The following is a 15,640-nucleotide window of genomic DNA, read 5'->3' on the forward strand; positions in this document are numbered from 1 at the left end:
ACCACGATAATCTTCCGGCGTCATCCGCCCCGCCCACTTCGGCTCAACCAGTACGGTCTGAAGCATGCGGGTGTTCACATAACCGGCTATCTCGCCAGCCTCGACACCGAGTTGCTCGGCCAGGTACGAGAGGCCATCGGTAGGGATTGAGCCGGGATCGATCGCGAAAAACCCCAGGGAAGCGAAGAATTTCAGCTGCGCGGCGAGGCCAAGGCGCGTCAGGGCCGGCTTCGAATTTACAAAATCAATATCGGCAAAGCTCAGGCTCCATCGTCCGATCAAATCCCCGCCCGGAATACTCCGATCCATCAACCCACTCCCTATGATGGAGCGAACTGTCCTCTTCTATGATTTCCATCGTCAATACCGAATGCCACGTTCCCAAAACGTTCTCCGACTTGGCCAAAATCGCAGCTTGGGGCCGACTGGGCCTTATAGTGAGGCCGAGAGCCTCGGAGACAAATTGCGGTGAGAGAAGAGGACGGTGAATGGTCAGAGCGGCCAAAGAGGGGAGGGCGCCCGGTCTGTACTCGCTGACGATCGCGCGCTGCGCGTCACGATAGAGTCGTTCGAGTTGATCGAGCCGCTCAGTCCCATCAGCGGCTGCACGTTGCAGCGACCTCACGATCGGCAGCCAGTCCGCGTCGGACAGCCGCGGCTTCAGCCGCATAGCCTTGGCGCCGCCGCAGAGGCAGGGCAGTGGGACGTGGGATAGACCCTGATCACGAAGGGAGAAGGGTAGACCAAGCCAGGGCGTGATCGTGCCGAGTTGCCGTGAATATTGCCGGACACGGTCGATGGCACGAATGAGGGGAGGGTGCTCGGCCGCCCCGGGTGGATCGACCACCGACGTGGGAAGAGCATCGCGCCATTCAAGCGGCTCGTTTGAGAGCAGCGCTTGCCGCCAACCGTCAAATTCAGCGAACTCGTCCAGATGTCAGCCGACAGAATAGGCTGCATTTCCATAATGCCTAGTAATATCAATAGATTATGTCGAATGAGCTGCAAGTAAATCTGTCCAGGGCGATATGCACGTCGCGGCCTTAGACAAAATAAGCTACATTCCGCGGGCAGCAAAAATCGTTGGGGAGCCCGTTCCATGATTGAGCGCAAGCCGTCTCCTGCGCCCCGTCGGCGCCTCAAATCTCTCGAGACGGGCCTGGCGCTCTACCCGCATTTCCGGCGACATATATCGCTTAGCGGCCCGGTGACTGCGGCGCAGGTTCAGGCGATATCCGAGGCAACCGGCCTCAAAGAGCGGCGGATACGGACACTTGCCGCGCGCTTCCGGCTGCATCCCGTTGCCGAAACGCTGGCGCCAAAACCGCGCGGACCCGCTATCGGATCGCACAGGATCGATCCCGAGGTGAGGGTCGCCATCGATACGCTGATTGACGAAATCGCGCTCAAGATGGTCGCGCCATCGCGCGCGGAAGCGGCGCGGCAGATCTGGGGCCTGCTGCACGCGTATAACGGAGATCATCGGTTTCCCGCCGATCTGATCCCGAGCGAGAAGACGATCGAGCGGCTGCTGGCCGAGATTCCGAGCCGTGTTTGGGCGAAAGCGACGATGGGATCGAAGACGCGGAGCGCGCATGAGCCGCACCCCGGCGAATATGCCAGCGAGGGATTTCTCGATCTGGTGCAGATGGATCATACCAAGGGCGATGTGATCCTGGTCGATAGCCTGCGGCGCGAACATCTCGGAAGACCGTGGATCACCTTCCTCATCGACATCTGGACCCGGTCGATTCTGGGCTATTATGTGAGCTTCGGCGACCCTTCGATCTTCCGGTGCGGGCGGGCGGTAGCGAGCGCTGTGTTGCCCAAAGAGCCGGTCCTTTCCCACCTGCGCGTCGACGTCAGCTATCCGATGCACGGCCTCTTCCGGCGCTGGCATGCCGATCAGGCCAAACCGCATCGCTCGGAGGCTTTTAGGCGCGCCTGTATCCGAAACGGGATCGCCCCCGATGTTCGGCGGCCCGGGCCGGCTCACCTTGGCGGACATATCGAGCGGCTGATCGGCACGATGGTTGGAAAGCTGCGGCTCTTGCCCGGTGCGACCGGATCGAATGTGGCGGCGCGCGACGGCTATGATGCCGAGGCGAACGCGGCGATGACGCTTGCAGAATTCGAGCGCTGGCTCTTGTGCCAGATCGCGATCTATCATCACGCGCCGCATAGCGCGCTGGGCGGCCTGTGCCCGGCCCAGATGTGGGCGCGCGAAGCGGCGAAGCACGGCCCGCTGGTCCCGTGTCGGTCGCTTCCGACGCGCTGTTCCGCCAGTTTCTGCCGTCGAAGTCGCTGACGGTCCATGCCAAGGGCATTCAGATCAAATATCGCCATTACTGGCATCCGGAGCTTGCCGTTCGGATCGGCCAAAAGATCGAAATCAGCTGGGACGAGCGGACGATTCAGCATGTCTACGCCGATCTCGATGGCCGCTATGTCGAATTGCCGGTTATCGGCGACTATCCCGATGTCTGGGAGGCGGACTGGGAAGCCGCCAGGGCAGGCGTGCGGGCGCTGGGGCGGGCCTACCAGGCCGATGGCGGCCGCGCGGCGACGGCGCGGGCGGTGGCCGCCGCAAATCAGGAAATACACCGCGCCCGCGTTCGCACGAAGGAGGCGCGGCGCCAGGCCAAGCGCCGCGAAGGGGAGGGGGCGACCGTGGCCGATCTGCGGCGTCCAAAAACGCCGGCGGCCAAGCCCGTGATCTGGAAACCCGCGGCCGAACTCGGCGAAGACTGGGACCGGATCGGCTGATGGGACCAGCACCATCGCTGCCCTTCTGGATCGCCTTTGACGAAGCGCGCAATGCCGTCGAGACGATCGTCGACGTGGCCCATGACGATCCCGAGGAACGGCCAACGTGCATCGTCCTAGTCGGCGATTCAGGCATGGGCAAGACCTCGATCCTGCGTGAAGTGCAACGGCGGCTGACCGCGGACTTTCCCGAGCCGCCCGATTGGGGTGATGCGCGCTATCAGCCGGTGCTGAGGACGGTCATCCCCTCAAGCCCGACCTCGCTCAAGATCAATCTCGCTCTGCTGTGGCAGCAAGGCTGGCCTGTCACCAGCACGACCCACAAGGTCGCGGACCTCAGGGTCGTCGATCTGCTCGGCAAGCAGGGCACCCGGCTTGTCGCGGTGGACAATGTCCATGTGATTCTGACGGCCAGCGGCAAGGCGCGCCGCGATACGCTCGATACTTTCCGCTATTTGATGAGCGCCGGCAATGTGCCGTTGGTTGTGGCGGGCCTGGACGTGGCCGAGTATATTTTTTCCGAAGATGTCGAACTCGCCTCGCGCTCGATCATCCTGCGCTTGCCGCTGTGGGAGCCGGGGGAGGCGTCACAGCGGCTGATCCGGGCGCTGGCGCGCGGCATGGGCCTTGTCGAGCCTAACCGGCTCGCCGAGCCCGATCTCGCCGAACCGATTTGCACTGCGAGCCATGGCGTGACGGGCAATTTCAAGCGGATCCTGCACTGGTCGGCCAAGGTCGCGAAAAGCGATGGTCGCAGCGTCATTAGGCGCGACGATATCGACAATGCGCTGAAGCGTTTTCCGCCCTACCGGCTCTTATGAAGCCGGAAGCGCCGGAGCGCACGCCGCTCGCGTTCCGGGTGCGCCCCCAGCCTGCGGAGGGCTTCGATTCGTGGCTGGACCGGATCGTGCGCCGCCACGAAACCTCGCGGAGAACCTTGTTCCGCTATCTCGATGTCGATCCCGATCTGGCAAATTATGACCTCGCGAGGGGTAAGCTCGGCCTGCCGGCGCGGCATCATGCAACATTCGACGGGCTCGTTGCCGGGTTGGGCTGGGCGGTGGACGTCGATCGCGATGCGGTGATGGACGGTTTTGCCGCTGGGCCTGCGCATTGGCTATTGCCGCTGACCCTGCGCCGCTATGGCTGCGCTTGCTGCTGGTCCGGGCTGATCGCCGAAGGGCGGCCGCTCTATATCCGCAAGGACTGGATATGGAGCGCGAGCTGGTGGTGTCACGAGCATCAGCTGCCCTTGTCGGTGATGCCGGCATGGGACTGGCCGCGCCGGGAGGGTAGCCTTGCGGCGATGCTGGGACGCCTCGAGGCGGCCGCGCGCGAGATCGTGCGCGCGGCGCGCCCGACGGCGCGGCTGATCGCGTACAATCGGGCCGTGATCGAATTTCTCCGCAAAGGCGACGATGGCGTCACTCCGCAGCGGTACAGGCGCTATGTCGAGACCATCGTCGCGAACCGTTTTCATTTTTCGAGCGAGCGGATCCGGTTGCTGGCCTTGCGGCACAGCAGCGGAGCGCAACCGGCGCGGCGCTTCGAGCGCTTTGTCGCGCTCAGCCGGAGCGAGCTTGCGAAGGAGGGGAGGGGGTTCTTCCGGCGCCCGCAGCCGAGGGTCGAGGGAATCGATATCGAGGCGGCTATCGACAGGCCCAGGCGCGGCCGCCGCTGGGAACCCGATTTGCCGATGCTGTTGCAAACCTATCTGTCCATTGCCCAGCGCGCGGAAGCGCGGGGCGAGCCGCTCGGTCGCCCCGCGGGGCCTGGAGACAATTATGGCTTCTATCGCTCGATGAACAGCGCATCGGCGCAAAAATGGACGAATGATCGCGGGCCGGGCGGCCTCGGTTGGCAAAATCGCCCTCAGAAGCCCGTACAGCGCGATTTGGGGTCGCTGCCGTAAGTCTGGGCTGGCCTACGCCCGTTTTGGCGCTGTAAGGGGCATTTGCGGGGGCAAAATTTTTGCCGGTTTTCAGGCCTGGTCGTCCGACTGATCGTCATAGCGTGCCAGCAAGGCGTCGATCTTGGCGAGGGCGGCATCATAGTCCTCGATCGCCTCGCTGGAAAACTGGCTCGGTTCGTCGGCCAGGGCGGTGGGGGGAACGGACGGTCTGCCGCGCGTGACCGAGTAGAGCTTGACGCCCGAAACGGTTTCGATGGCCAGGTCGCCGGCTTCCGACAAGGCCTCCAGCATTTTCCGGACCCCAAGGCGGGTGACGCCCAGCACTGCCTCGATCTGCGACGACCGCAGCGGACCGAAGCTGGCGAGGAGGCCATAGAGCTGGGGCACGCGCGAATTCGCCCGCTTCGCACGGTAGCGATCGGCCAGCGCCTGGCGCGTGTCGCGGGCTTTCGCGACCAGGCTGTAGAGGTGCTCCAGGACATCGCGCAACGCCTCGGCCTGAACAATGGCGGCGTGCGCCGGGTTGTCGTCGACGTCGGCCGCGCGCACCGTGTCGAGCCGGATCAGACCGTTCAGCGGCAGCGCCGCACCATGGGCGCCGGTGGCTTGGAGATGCGCACCAAAGGCGCATTCGATCGCCCAGCGCGGGGAAGGTGGGCGCGGCCGCTCGATCACGACTTGCCGGTTCGCGAGCGCGATCGTGTCGGTCGTCCGCTCGGCGGGAGCGAAGCGCGGGCTCTGGCCGATGGCGCGGTGGAGGGCGGCGAGAGCGGTGAAGGGGAGGGGGGCCGGCTCGAGCGCCGCGACCAGGGCCGCGGCCTCGTCGATCGCGGCCTTTGCGGTTTCGACGGCGGCAGCGCTGTCGGGATCGCGCAGCGCCAGACAGGCTTTTTCCAGCCCCAGCGCCGCGTCGGCGAGCGGCGTCCAGCGGCTGCGGGTCATCTCCGCGAGCAGGGTGGTCGCGAGCGCGCGGGGGGCAAGTGCGAACTGGAGTGGTTCGTCGGAAAGGGGTATAAGGCCAGCAAACCAGGCGTGGAAGCGTGCGTCGGTGAATGGATGCCCTTCCTGCCGGAGCGCCGAGATCAGCGTCTCACGGATGAGGCGCGAAGCGAAGATGGGATGGATGTCGGGCGGGCACCAGGCGAGCGCCGCATCGAGCTTACCGAGCGCGAGGGCCGCGTGCGCCTGGGCTGTTCCCAGCGCCTCGAGATCCGCCAGCGAGGGCGGTTCGGTGGTCTCGAAGTCAGGAAACGCATGAGACACGGCCAAAAAATCCAGTAAAAACAATCATATGTAATCTATGTATAACGAAGGGAGGATTACTATACAACCACTCTGATGCTTTGCAGTATATACCTTTGATAATTGCACTTATCACATAAGCAGATTTGACCGTTCTTTATAAGGTGGGCTACAAGCGCGGCTGAGGAGCGAGGCGCGTCGTGAGCACCGAAACCGCCCGGGAAGGGCCAGAAATCCCCGTAGCGCCGCCTGAGGCTGTCCTGCCGGCCGTCAGGGCGCCGGCCGACCTTGCGTGGACGATCGTGCAGATGCGCGCCGGCGAGCGCATCACCGTCAACGAGGGCCTGATCGCCGCCTATCAGGCCGCTTCATCGCCCCATAGCATCCGTGCGCTCAAGTCCGACGTCGAGGCGTTCGATGCGTGGTGTAGGCGCAACAACCGGATCGCGCTGCCGGCCACGCCCGAGACCGTGGCCGATTATCTCGACGCGCGGGCCGGGAAGGGGAGCCGGCCGGCCTCGCTATCCCGCTACAAGGCGTCGATCGCCAAGATCCACCAGCTGCTCGAGCTCAAGGATCCGACGCCGGCGCCGCTGGTGAAGCTGCGGCTCCAGACGGTGCGCCGCGAGAAGGGGGCTGCGCAGAAGCAGGCGCGGCCGCTGCGGTTCAAGGGCCCGGTGCGCGACGTCGAGCGCGACAAGGCGCGGGGGCTCAACATCCGCGCGCTGCTCGAGAGTTGTGGCGAGGATCTGCCGGGGCTGCGTGATCGGGCGCTGCTATCGGCCGCTTATGACACCGGGCTGCGCGCCTCCGAACTGGTGGCGGTCGCCATTGAGCATATTGAGGAGGCGATCGATCCCGAAGCGCGGCTGCTGCAGATTCTGCGTCATAAGGGCGATCAAGACGGGGAGGGGGCGACCGCCTACCTCAGCCCGCGCACCGTCGCGGCGATCGCGGCGTGGACCGAAGCGGCGGGGATCACGACAGGGCCGCTGTTCCGGCGGGTGCAGGTGCGGCGCTACAAGGCGCGGGCAGCCGTGCGCGGTCGGCCGATCGACAGCATCTCGGGCCGGGAGACGTGGGATCTGCGCAAGACGCTGTCCAAGCCGGCGGTGAAGGCGCGCGTCGAATATGACATCGGCACCGTGGCGCTGCACCCGGGCTCGATCGGACCAATCTTTCGGTCGATCATCGGCCGCGCGTTCGACCGTGGCGCGCTGCCCGATTTGACGGCGGACGATCTGGCGCGGTTGCTGAAGGGGATCAGTGCGCACTCGACGCGGATCGGGCTCAATCAGGACCTGTTCGCCAGCGGGGAGGATTTGGCCGGCATCATGGACGCGCTGCGGTGGAAGTCGCCGCGGATGCCGCTCGCTTATAATCGCAATCTCGCGGCAGAGCAGGGGGCGGCGGGGCGCCTTATGGCGAAGATTGGCTAGTCATGACGGCCTAAATAGGTCTTTGGATGATGCCGTGCGACCACACGACGGCGGCAGGTAGATCGAGGGATTTGCGCAGCGGCAAGAACCGGAGAAGGGAGGCTGAGCCCCCGGGGTCTTGAGCTACAACGTTAAGCCTAAGAAACGGGCAGGGGCCTGGTAGCGCGTAGTGTATGAGCGAAGCCACCATCGCTCAAACTCATCAGCACAGTCCAATTTCGAAGAGGAAACAAGAAAGTGGTTCCGGAAACGGTATGGATCTTATCCTGTGTAAACGCTCGCGCTAAATGGCGGCGTTCTGATCGCGCTATTTGTCAGTTGCCGGGTCCGATGACGAGGCAATCGCGCGCGGCCTGAACGATGTCAGCGGTGACCTCCTCGACGCGGTTGAGGGTCATGATCCGCCGCATCTGCGCGAACAGGCGCTCCATGAGCCGGAAGTTGCCGCGCGTGATGCGGATCACGGCTGCCTGCGCTTCGATCGCGTCGAGTTGGGCCGGGTCGAAGCTGATCCCGAAATCGCCGGCGTGGGTCGCGAGCAGCAGCCGCATTTCGGTCTCGGTAAGCGGTTTGAACTCGTGGACGAAGCCGATCCGCGAGTAGAGCTGGGCATAGCGGGCGAGGCGCTTCTCCAAGCCCGGCATACCCATCAGGATCAGCCCGAAGCCGTGGCGATCGGCCATGTCGCGGAGATGTTCGAGCGACTTTATGGTCAGGCGGTCGGCCTCGTCGACGATGACGAGGGGGCAGGCGATGCGGGCGGCGTCATGGGTGATTTCGTCCTGCGAGCCGCCCGCGACCGTCAGCCGGGCATAGCCCAGCTTAATGAGGTTGAGGCCCAACACCGCGTCGATCGTCTTGGGCGTGTTGCTGACCGACACGGTGTAGAAGACGGCGCGGCAGCGAGCGACCTTTTCGCCAAGGAGCGCGGCAATGGGACGGAGCGCGGCATATTCCCCCAGGTCGGGGAAGCTGGAAAACTCGCGCGCCGATCGCGTCTTTCCGACGCCCGGCCGGCCATGACACACGCCGATATAGCGGTAGTGCGCGCAGGCTTCGGCAAACTCGACGAACCGGGCATGTTCGCGGGTCGCCAGGAACGGCTGCTCGACCAGGAACTCAATCGTCAGCGGCGTAGAGCCGGAGCCCTCGGTAGGTGGTGGGCCGGGAAGCCGTATCCTCTTGGTCGCCATCGAAGGTCTCCGTGGGGGCAGGCACCTGCTTGTCGCGCTCCTTCGCGCCGCGCCGGGCGCGCTGGATCGCGCGCAACGACGGGTGCCCAGCGTGCTCGGAGCTGAGCGCACGGCAGACGAACCGGCCCTGGTGGTAGACGTGGATCTCGGTCAGGTCGCGGGGGTCATAGACCGCCTCGACCTGCTCGCCGACGAAGGCCGCGAGCGTGGGTTCGACATAGCGCCTGCCCATCAGACGGATGCCGTCGCGCAGCACTTTACGGGGCTTGGGCACGTGCACGAGCAGCATGTCGAGCTGTTCAAGGCTGTCGGGCATTGCGGGCAGGAACCCGCCCTTCTGCCAGCGCGTGATCGGCGGTTCGCCGGTGCTGCCATGCGGGCGACGATGATAGACGCCGCACACGAACGCCTCGAAGCGGGCGCGCAGCTCGTCGAGCGTGAGCACTGGCGCCGACAGCGGCTTGCCCGCGATCAGGTGGCCGGGCAGGTCGGGCAGGAACATGTCGTTGATGGTGCGGAACAGCCGCTCGATCTTGCCGCGCCCGCGAGGACGCCCCGGCAGCGAATGGATGAGGCGGATTTTGAGGGCGATGCACGCCTGCTCGATATGCTCGGAGATGAAATCCGAGCCGTTGTCGACGTAAAGCTGTTCGGGAATGCCGCTGACGATCCATTCGGGATTGGGCTTGCGCCAGATCGCCTGCCGCAAGGCGAGCGCCGTGTTGAGGGCACTGGGGGCATCGAGGCTGAGGAAGTAACCGGCGATGGCTCGGCTGTGATCGTCAACGATGACGGTCAGCCAAGGACGCACCGGGGTTCCGGCATCATCGAGCACGAGAATGTCGAGAACGGTATGATCGGCCTGCCACATCTCGTTCGAGGTCGCGGCTTCGCGCCGATGCACTAGCTCGTGCTGGTCGCGGTAGACGGCCGGATCGGAGGCTGCGGCGATCTGGCTTGCCGGTATCGCCCTGACGACACGCGCGACGGCCGCATAGCTGGGGGTTCGGTGTCCATGCGCGATGGCGAGTTCCTGCACCTTTCGGTGAATGGCGGCGACCGGGGGTCGCGGGCGCTTGGTGGCGAGAGTGCGGGTCAGTTCGACCAGATGTTCCGGCAGGTGCAGCCTGCCCCGATCGTTGCGCGGCAGACGCGCGAGACCGGCAAGTCCTTCGGCACGGTAGCGCCCGAGCCAGCGCTGCAACGTCCGCTCGCTCAGCGTGCCGGTGCGGGCGAGGTCCGCGAGCGGGATGCCATCGGCGAGGTGCGGTTCAAGGACGCGGTAGCGCTCGATCGCCAGCGGCGGGACAAGCGCCGGATGCGTCACCGCCGACGGTCCGTGTCGCAGGTAAGGAAAACGGAGATTTGCCTGCCCATCGCCATGCGAGTCCGCTCGCGTTGCCAAACCGGCCTGTTCGACGTAAATCTACCCGGTAAAGAAAACTAGGGCAACATAGACCTGCCGATGACGACTTTCTTCCCAAACCGCGCCCGATCGGGGCGCCACCGGCCCTACGCATGAAAATCGGTTACGCCCGCGTATCGACCGCCGAGCAGAACCTGGACCTCCAGCGTGATGCGCTGAAGGCTGCCGGCTGCGAGAAGGTCATCACCGACAAGGCCTCCGGGGCGACTGCCGCTCGCCCTGGATTGGAAAAGGTGAAGGAGCTGCTTCGCGCCGGCGACACACTGGTGGTCTGGCGCCTCGACAGGCTCGGCCGCTCGCTCCGTGATCTGATCGGATGGATGACCTACCTCGACGAGGAAAAGGTCGGGCTGCTGAGCCTGCACGAGGCGATCGACACGACCACCACGTCGGGCAAGCTTACCTTCCACCTGTTCGGGGCATTGGCGGAGTTCGAGCGCAACCTGATCCGCGAGCGGACCCAGGCCGGTCTCACCGCAGCCCGCGCTCGCGGCAAGAAGGGTGGCCGGCCGGCCGCACTCGGCAAGGACAAGCGCGACCTGCCCGTCAGGCTCTACCACGAGAACACGATGCCGATCGCCAAGATTTGCTCGATGCTCGGCATCTCCAAGCCAAAACTCTACGCCTATGTGCGATCGGCCGAGACCAAGCCGGTAGCCGCGTAGCGACGCTCGCCGACAAATAGCGCGATCAGAATGCCGCCACTTAGCGCGAGCGTTTACACCGTTCGCGGTCCCGATCGGCCCAGCGTCCCCCGGAACCGTTCGTTATCGGGAAGGCATCTAAGCGGTCTGCACCATCCTTCATCTAAAGTTCTCCAAGCGCTTCTGAGGATTTTCGGGCGCACCAAAAGCACTTGCTCCTCCAGTGGCTGGAGCATGTAACCGCAATTTGCTCTCCTGCGGACGGGGGGCTGGAGGTGGCTTTTTGACGGCCCGTGTTGAAGCAATCGGTATGTCTCGACGCTCATTAGTGGCGCGGCTGGTGGCCTGTGGAACCGGCTTGGTGCTCGGTTCTCCAACGCTCGCGCGACAGACTTCCCGGTCTGCGGGCTCGTGGAACTTCGGTGCGGCTCACCTCGAATGGGAGCCGCTGGAAGTCGGCACGGGTGATACCCTCCTTGTTTCGGCACAAGTGCGCGGAGTGCCGGTGCGGGCGGTGCTCGACAGTGGCAGCGGCGCGTCGATCATGAGCACGGCGCTCGCGGCGAAGCTCGGCTTGAACGATGGTGAGCGGCGCATGATTAGCGGGCTGAGCGCCAAGGCCCCGGTGCTGCTGGTCCGCGACATCGACGTACAGCTCGCCCGCGAAACCCGTCGCTTACCCTTTGCCGTCGTTGGTGATCTGAGTTCAGTGTCGGCGGCCTTCGGACGACCGATCGATATCCTCCTCGGTGCCGATATGTTCACGGGTAGCTGCATCGCGCTCGATTTCGCGAAAAGGCGTATGGCGGTCGTCAAGTCAGGCACGTTTCTCGCCGGTCCCGACTGGCGCGCTGTCGCGCTCGGGCGCGGTGCCAAGCAGGAGCTGTTCATTCGAGCTTCCGTCTCGGGTTTGCCTCCCGTGCCCTTGATGATCGATCTTGGCAGCTCGGCCGCGCTGATGCTCTCGTCGGCCTATGCCCGCGATCAAGGGCTGTTGAACGGGAAGCTCGTCTCGACCGCGGCGATCGGCGGCGTCGATGGTGTGCGTATCAACGATGCTTTCACGATCCAGAACATCAACATCGAAGGGCTTGGCGTCTCGAACGTCCCCACACTCGGGATGAGAGCTTGGCTCTCCACCAGCACGGTTGGCAATGTCGGCCTACCGCTGATCGCTCAATTCGACGTGGTGTTCGACGTGACCGCCGGATTCGTGTGGCTCCGGCCACTCGGTCCTCGTCGTCGCCTGCCGATGCTGAAGGACCGTAGCGGCCTTGGCCTCGCAGCCTCACCAACGGCGCTCACCGTTGTTCATGTGGCGGCGAACAGTCCCGCGGAAAAGGCTGGCTGGGCGGTCGGCGACCGGATCGTGGCGGTGAACGGCCATTCGATCGATGCGAACTATACGCGTGGGGAGCTCTGGCAAGTGCGCTCCCGGCCTGCTGGCACCCTCGTAAAGCTGACGATGGCCTCGGGTGATGTGCGCGAGCTCAGGCTGGCCGATTATTATTGATCGGCTTGAGGGTGGCCTTTGCCGATCGCCTTCATGATCCGACAATCGGCCATGCGCGCCTTGGTGCAGCTCTGGCTGAGCATTGCCAACTCATCCCGCAACACCGCGAGTTGCGCCAGTCTCTCCTCCACATCCTTGAGGTGCTGAGCAGCGATAGCTGAGGCGGCACCACAATCCTGGTCCGGGTTCTGCGCCAGCCCCATCAACGAACGGATCTCGTCGACGGAGAAGCCAAGCCGGCGACCGTTGCGGATGAAGTGCAAACGCTCAATGTCACTGGCATCGTAGGTTCTGCGACCCGACGCCGTGCGAGGGGCGGATCGGAGCAACCCGATCGACTCATAAAAGCGGATCGTCGTCACCTTCGTCGAGGTCTCGCTGGCGAGCTGCCCAATCATCACCGGCTTCATCATGCCATCCTTGCTTATGCGAACGTGTCGCACATTTCGCTTGCTTCTACAGCGACTGGAGGTGGTAAGGAAGGCCGCATGAATGCTTCTACCGAAAGCTGCGGGTGCCACGGGGAGCCCGCGCGCGCGCAAACCGATCCGGCCTATCGCCGTGCGCTGCTGACCGTCGTGGTGCTCAACCTCGGCTTCGGAGTCGCCGAGCTGTTCGGCGGGTTCATCGCCGATAGCCAAGCGCTGAAAGCGGATTCCCTCGATTTTCTCGGGGACGGGTCGATCAGCCTTATCGGTCTTCTCGCGCTTGCCTGGTCCGCACGGGCGAGGGCAAAGGTCGCGCTGACGCAGGGGTTGTTTCTCGGTGCGCTTGGCGTGGGCGTAATCGGTTTCGCGATTTGGCGCGCCCTGAACGCAACCGCGCCCGATGCCGAACTGATGGGCACAATCGGCGTTGTCGCGCTCGCGATCAATGTCGTGTCCGCCTTGGTGCTTGCGCGTTTCCGGGAAGGGGACGCCAATGTTCGCGCGATCTGGCTGTTCAGCCGCAACGACGCGCTCGCCAACGTGGCGGTGATCGCCGCGGCCGGTCTGGTGGCGTGGACAGGAAGCGCCTGGCCGGACCTCGCCGTCGCCGGCCTCATCGCCCTCCTGTTCCTCCACTCCGCTTATGAAATCGTCACTGGCGCTCGGCGCGAATTGGGAGAGCGGTAGTGCGTCTGCTCGCGTTGATCCGGGCAATGCTCTCGTTGCGGCTGCTCTCCGCGCTCGCGGCGCTGCTGATCCCTGCTGCGGCAATCGCCGAACCCGGCGACGTGCAAACCGCATGGCGGCTGCTCGACTATATGGCCGTCGATTATGGCGGCGCGGTCGCCAACGGTCGGATCAAGAGCACGTCGGAATATGCCGAGATGACGGAGTTCGCCGCGTCGGTCTCGACACGGCTTCAGGGCCTGCCGGCGAAGCCGGAGCGTCAAGCCCTCATCCAGCGGGCTGCCAACCTCCAGGCGGTGATCGCGGAAAAGGGACCGACTGAACAGGTGGCAACATTGGCGCACGGGCTCGCGGCCGATCTGTTGCGCGCCTACCCGGTGCCGCTCGCGCCCGATAAGGCTCCGAACCTCGTCTCCAGCGATGCACTGTTCCGACAATCCTGCGCGTCCTGCCACGGGATGACGGGCAACGGCCGTGGCCCTGACGCCGCCAAGCTCGCTACGCCCCCGATTGCTTTCACCGATGCCGAGCGCGCGCGCCAGCGCAGCGTGTTCGCGCTCTATCAGGTGGTGACGCAAGGCATCGACGGGACCGCGATGCAGAGCTTCGCCGATCTGCCCAACGATCAGCGCTGGGCGTTAGCATTCCGAGCCGGGAGCTTCGCCTTCACGGATGCGCAGGCGCGCGAAGGCGAGCGGCTTTGGAAATCCGACCCGACCCTTCGCCGGCGCATTCCGGACCTGAAAACCCTGGTCGCGCTCACCCCGGCCGCGCTCGGCGCGGCGATCGGCGACGCCAAGGCTGACCCAGTGCTCGCGTTCCTGCGTCGTCATCCCGAACAGGTGATACAACAGGCTCCCGGCTCGCTCGCGGTCGCCCGCGCCAAACTCGCCGAAAGCGTGGCGGCTGCGCGGCGCGGCGATGCGCGCATGGCGAAAGAGCTGGCGCTGTCGGCCTATCTCGATGGGTTCGAGCCGATCGAGCCAACACTCACCGCGCGCGACGCGACGCTGATGGGTCGAATCGAGGGCGCGATGGGGGAGTTCCGCGCCTCGATCGACCGGGGCGCGTCGCCCGATGATCTCGCGGAGAAGGTCGCAGTACTGGGCGGCCTTTTCGACGATGCGGAAGCGGCGCTCGCGCCTGATGCCGCCACCGAAGCGTCCACGTTCCTGGGCGCGTTCACGATCCTGCTGCGTGAAGGGCTCGAAGCCCTGCTCATCGTTGTCGCCATGATCGCGTTCCTGCGTAAAGCCGAGCGCGGCGAGGCGCTGCGGTACGTGCATGGCGGCTGGGTCAGCGCGATCATCGCGGGCGGGATCACCTGGGCGGTCGCCACCTATGCGATCGGGATCAGCGGTGCGAGCCGGGAGCTGACGGAAGGGTTTGGCTCGCTGTTCGCCGCGGTCGTGCTGCTCTCGGTCGGGATTTGGATGCACGGCAAGGCGCAGGCCGATCAGTGGCAGCGCTATATTCGCGAGAAGATGTCGCGGGCGCTCTCGGGCGGGTCGGGCTGGTTCCTGTTCGGGCTGGCGTTCGTCGTAGTTTATCGCGAGGTCTTCGAGACGATCCTGTTCTATGCCGCGCTTTCGGCGCAAGGTGACAACGGGATGCTTCTCGCGGGGGCCGGGTCGGCGATTGGACTGCTCAGCCTGATCGCTTGGGCCATGCTTCGCTACAGTCGCAAGCTGCCGATCGCGCAGTTCTTCCGCTATAGCTCCTGGCTCATGGCGGTCCTGACCGTCGTGCTGGCGGGTAAAGGCGTCGCCGCGCTCCAGGAAGCCGGCCTTATCAACATCGCACCGCTCGCGGACGTGCCACGGCTGTCGATGCTCGGCGTGTTTCCCACTTGGCAATCGGTGCTGGCGCAACTCCTGATGGCGGTCGCCATTGCGGTCGGGTTCGCCTGGAACGGGCGCGACCGATCCCGCTCGGGTTCCGGCTCAGTGACCCTTGGTTCGAATTAGTGCAATGACATGAAAACCCTTCCGTGATAGAGGCAAGCTAGTGCGAGCCTTTTTGCCTTTCCTGACATGCCTGATGCTGGTCCTGACCAGCTTCTCCGGCATGGCCCATGCCGCCGATCTGGCGGGGGGAAGCATCGCGGGCGTTGAGTTCACGGTCCATACCGCCGGTGACATCGATCAGGTGCCATCGGACTCGGACAAGAATGTCCCGCATCATCACAATTATTGTCACGGACACGACGTCGGCGCGCCTGCGCGCACGACGATGGAATATACCCCCGTCCTCACAGTGCCCAAGCCGACAATCTCCGCCTCTGCGTCGCTCGACGGCCGCACCGGCATGGTCCATTTGAGGCCCCCCCAAGCCTGACGTCCGATTTGGGCGTGCGTTGGCGCGCCCCTGTCGATCATCGTCAGGAGTCC

15 protein-coding genes are annotated in these 15,640 nt (G+C 64.7%); 10 read left to right on the top strand and 5 right to left on the bottom strand.

What is annotated here, in order from left to right; all coding sequences use genetic code 11:
• A partial coding sequence (locus AX724_RS04720) for a DUF4158 domain-containing protein (protein ID WP_197421465.1) occupies positions 1 to 309 on the bottom strand: 309 nt, incomplete at its 3' end.
• Positions 310 to 1,099: 790 nt separating this feature from the next.
• Here AX724_RS04720 and AX724_RS22615 point away from each other — a divergent pair.
• Genes AX724_RS22615 through AX724_RS04740 form a run of 4 tightly spaced genes read left to right on the top strand, consistent with a single transcriptional unit; the run spans position 1,100 to position 4,678 of the window.
• Positions 1,100 to 2,308 carry a DDE-type integrase/transposase/recombinase gene (locus tag AX724_RS22615; protein WP_066764044.1) on the top strand — a complete coding sequence of 403 codons (1,209 nt, stop codon included), beginning with the start codon at positions 1,100 to 1,102 and terminating at the stop codon, positions 2,306 to 2,308.
• Positions 2,254 to 2,766 carry a Mu transposase C-terminal domain-containing protein gene (locus AX724_RS24350; protein WP_066764047.1) on the top strand — a complete coding sequence of 171 codons (513 nt, stop codon included), beginning with the start codon at positions 2,254 to 2,256 and terminating at the stop codon, positions 2,764 to 2,766. Before AX724_RS22615 ends, AX724_RS24350 begins: the two co-directional genes overlap by 55 nt.
• Entirely contained in the window at positions 2,766 to 3,587 is an 822-nt protein-coding gene (locus AX724_RS04735; protein ID WP_047867035.1) for a TniB family NTP-binding protein, read from the top strand. Before AX724_RS24350 ends, AX724_RS04735 begins: the two co-directional genes overlap by 1 nt.
• Positions 3,584 to 4,678, top strand: a complete 1,095-nt coding sequence (locus tag AX724_RS04740) for a hypothetical protein (RefSeq protein WP_047867034.1) — start codon at positions 3,584 to 3,586, stop codon at positions 4,676 to 4,678. Before AX724_RS04735 ends, AX724_RS04740 begins: the two co-directional genes overlap by 4 nt.
• 69 nt (positions 4,679 to 4,747) lie before the next feature.
• Here the strand turns inward: AX724_RS04740 and AX724_RS04745 are convergent, their stop codons facing one another.
• Positions 4,748 to 5,941: a hypothetical protein gene (locus tag AX724_RS04745; RefSeq protein ID WP_144423740.1), complete on the bottom strand. Its 1,194-nt coding sequence runs from the start codon at positions 5,939 to 5,941 to the stop codon at positions 4,748 to 4,750.
• Positions 5,942 to 6,120: 179 nt separating this feature from the next.
• Here AX724_RS04745 and AX724_RS04750 point away from each other — a divergent pair, with 179 nt between their 5' ends.
• A complete protein-coding gene (locus AX724_RS04750; protein ID WP_013039113.1) occupies positions 6,121 to 7,359 on the top strand; it encodes a site-specific integrase in 1,239 nt (412 codons plus the stop codon).
• Positions 7,360 to 7,673: 314 nt separating this feature from the next.
• Here AX724_RS04750 and AX724_RS22620 read toward each other — a convergent pair whose 3' ends face one another.
• The gene (locus tag AX724_RS22620) at positions 7,674 to 8,552 is read right to left on the bottom strand and encodes an AAA family ATPase (protein ID WP_009824028.1); all 879 of its coding nucleotides are present in this window, start codon (positions 8,550 to 8,552) and stop codon (positions 7,674 to 7,676) included.
• On the bottom strand, positions 8,479 to 9,879 hold the full coding sequence (locus AX724_RS04760; protein WP_004212864.1) for a Mu transposase C-terminal domain-containing protein: 1,401 nt from the start codon (positions 9,877 to 9,879) through the stop codon (positions 8,479 to 8,481). Before AX724_RS04760 ends, AX724_RS22620 begins: the two co-directional genes overlap by 74 nt.
• A 191-nt stretch (positions 9,880 to 10,070) precedes the next feature.
• Here AX724_RS04760 and AX724_RS04765 point away from each other — a divergent pair, with 191 nt between their 5' ends.
• Together AX724_RS04765 and AX724_RS04770 are read left to right on the top strand one after the other, a co-directional pair.
• Positions 10,071 to 10,643: a recombinase family protein gene (locus AX724_RS04765; protein ID WP_009824027.1), complete on the top strand. Its 573-nt coding sequence runs from the start codon at positions 10,071 to 10,073 to the stop codon at positions 10,641 to 10,643.
• Positions 10,644 to 10,932: 289 nt separating this feature from the next.
• A complete protein-coding gene (locus AX724_RS04770; RefSeq protein WP_013039112.1) occupies positions 10,933 to 12,135 on the top strand; it encodes an aspartyl protease family protein in 1,203 nt (400 codons plus the stop codon).
• Here the strand turns inward: AX724_RS04770 and AX724_RS04775 are convergent.
• A complete protein-coding gene (locus AX724_RS04775; protein ID WP_004212867.1) occupies positions 12,129 to 12,545 on the bottom strand; it encodes a MerR family transcriptional regulator in 417 nt (138 codons plus the stop codon). The two genes, AX724_RS04770 and AX724_RS04775, sit on opposite strands and share 7 nt — an antisense overlap.
• 78 nt (positions 12,546 to 12,623) lie before the next feature.
• On the opposite strand from AX724_RS04775, the gene AX724_RS04780 reads away from it, so the two are divergent.
• From AX724_RS04780 to AX724_RS04790, 3 genes are all read left to right on the top strand, one after another.
• On the top strand, positions 12,624 to 13,250 hold the full coding sequence (locus AX724_RS04780; RefSeq protein ID WP_004212870.1) for a cation transporter: 627 nt from the start codon (positions 12,624 to 12,626) through the stop codon (positions 13,248 to 13,250).
• Complete coding sequence (locus tag AX724_RS04785) at positions 13,250 to 15,217, top strand: cytochrome c/FTR1 family iron permease (protein ID WP_004212871.1); 1,968 nt, start codon at positions 13,250 to 13,252, stop codon at positions 15,215 to 15,217. The genes AX724_RS04780 and AX724_RS04785 overlap by 1 nt, the downstream gene beginning before the upstream one ends.
• Before the next feature lie 73 nt (positions 15,218 to 15,290).
• Positions 15,291 to 15,587 (top strand): hypothetical protein, encoded by a 297-nt coding sequence (locus AX724_RS04790; RefSeq protein ID WP_007406840.1) that lies wholly within the window; start codon positions 15,291 to 15,293, stop codon positions 15,585 to 15,587.
• Positions 15,588 to 15,640: the final 53 nt, after the last annotated feature.

The organism is Sphingobium sp. CCH11-B1, from assembly GCF_001556865.1.
Classification (GTDB): domain Bacteria; phylum Pseudomonadota; class Alphaproteobacteria; order Sphingomonadales; family Sphingomonadaceae; genus Sphingobium.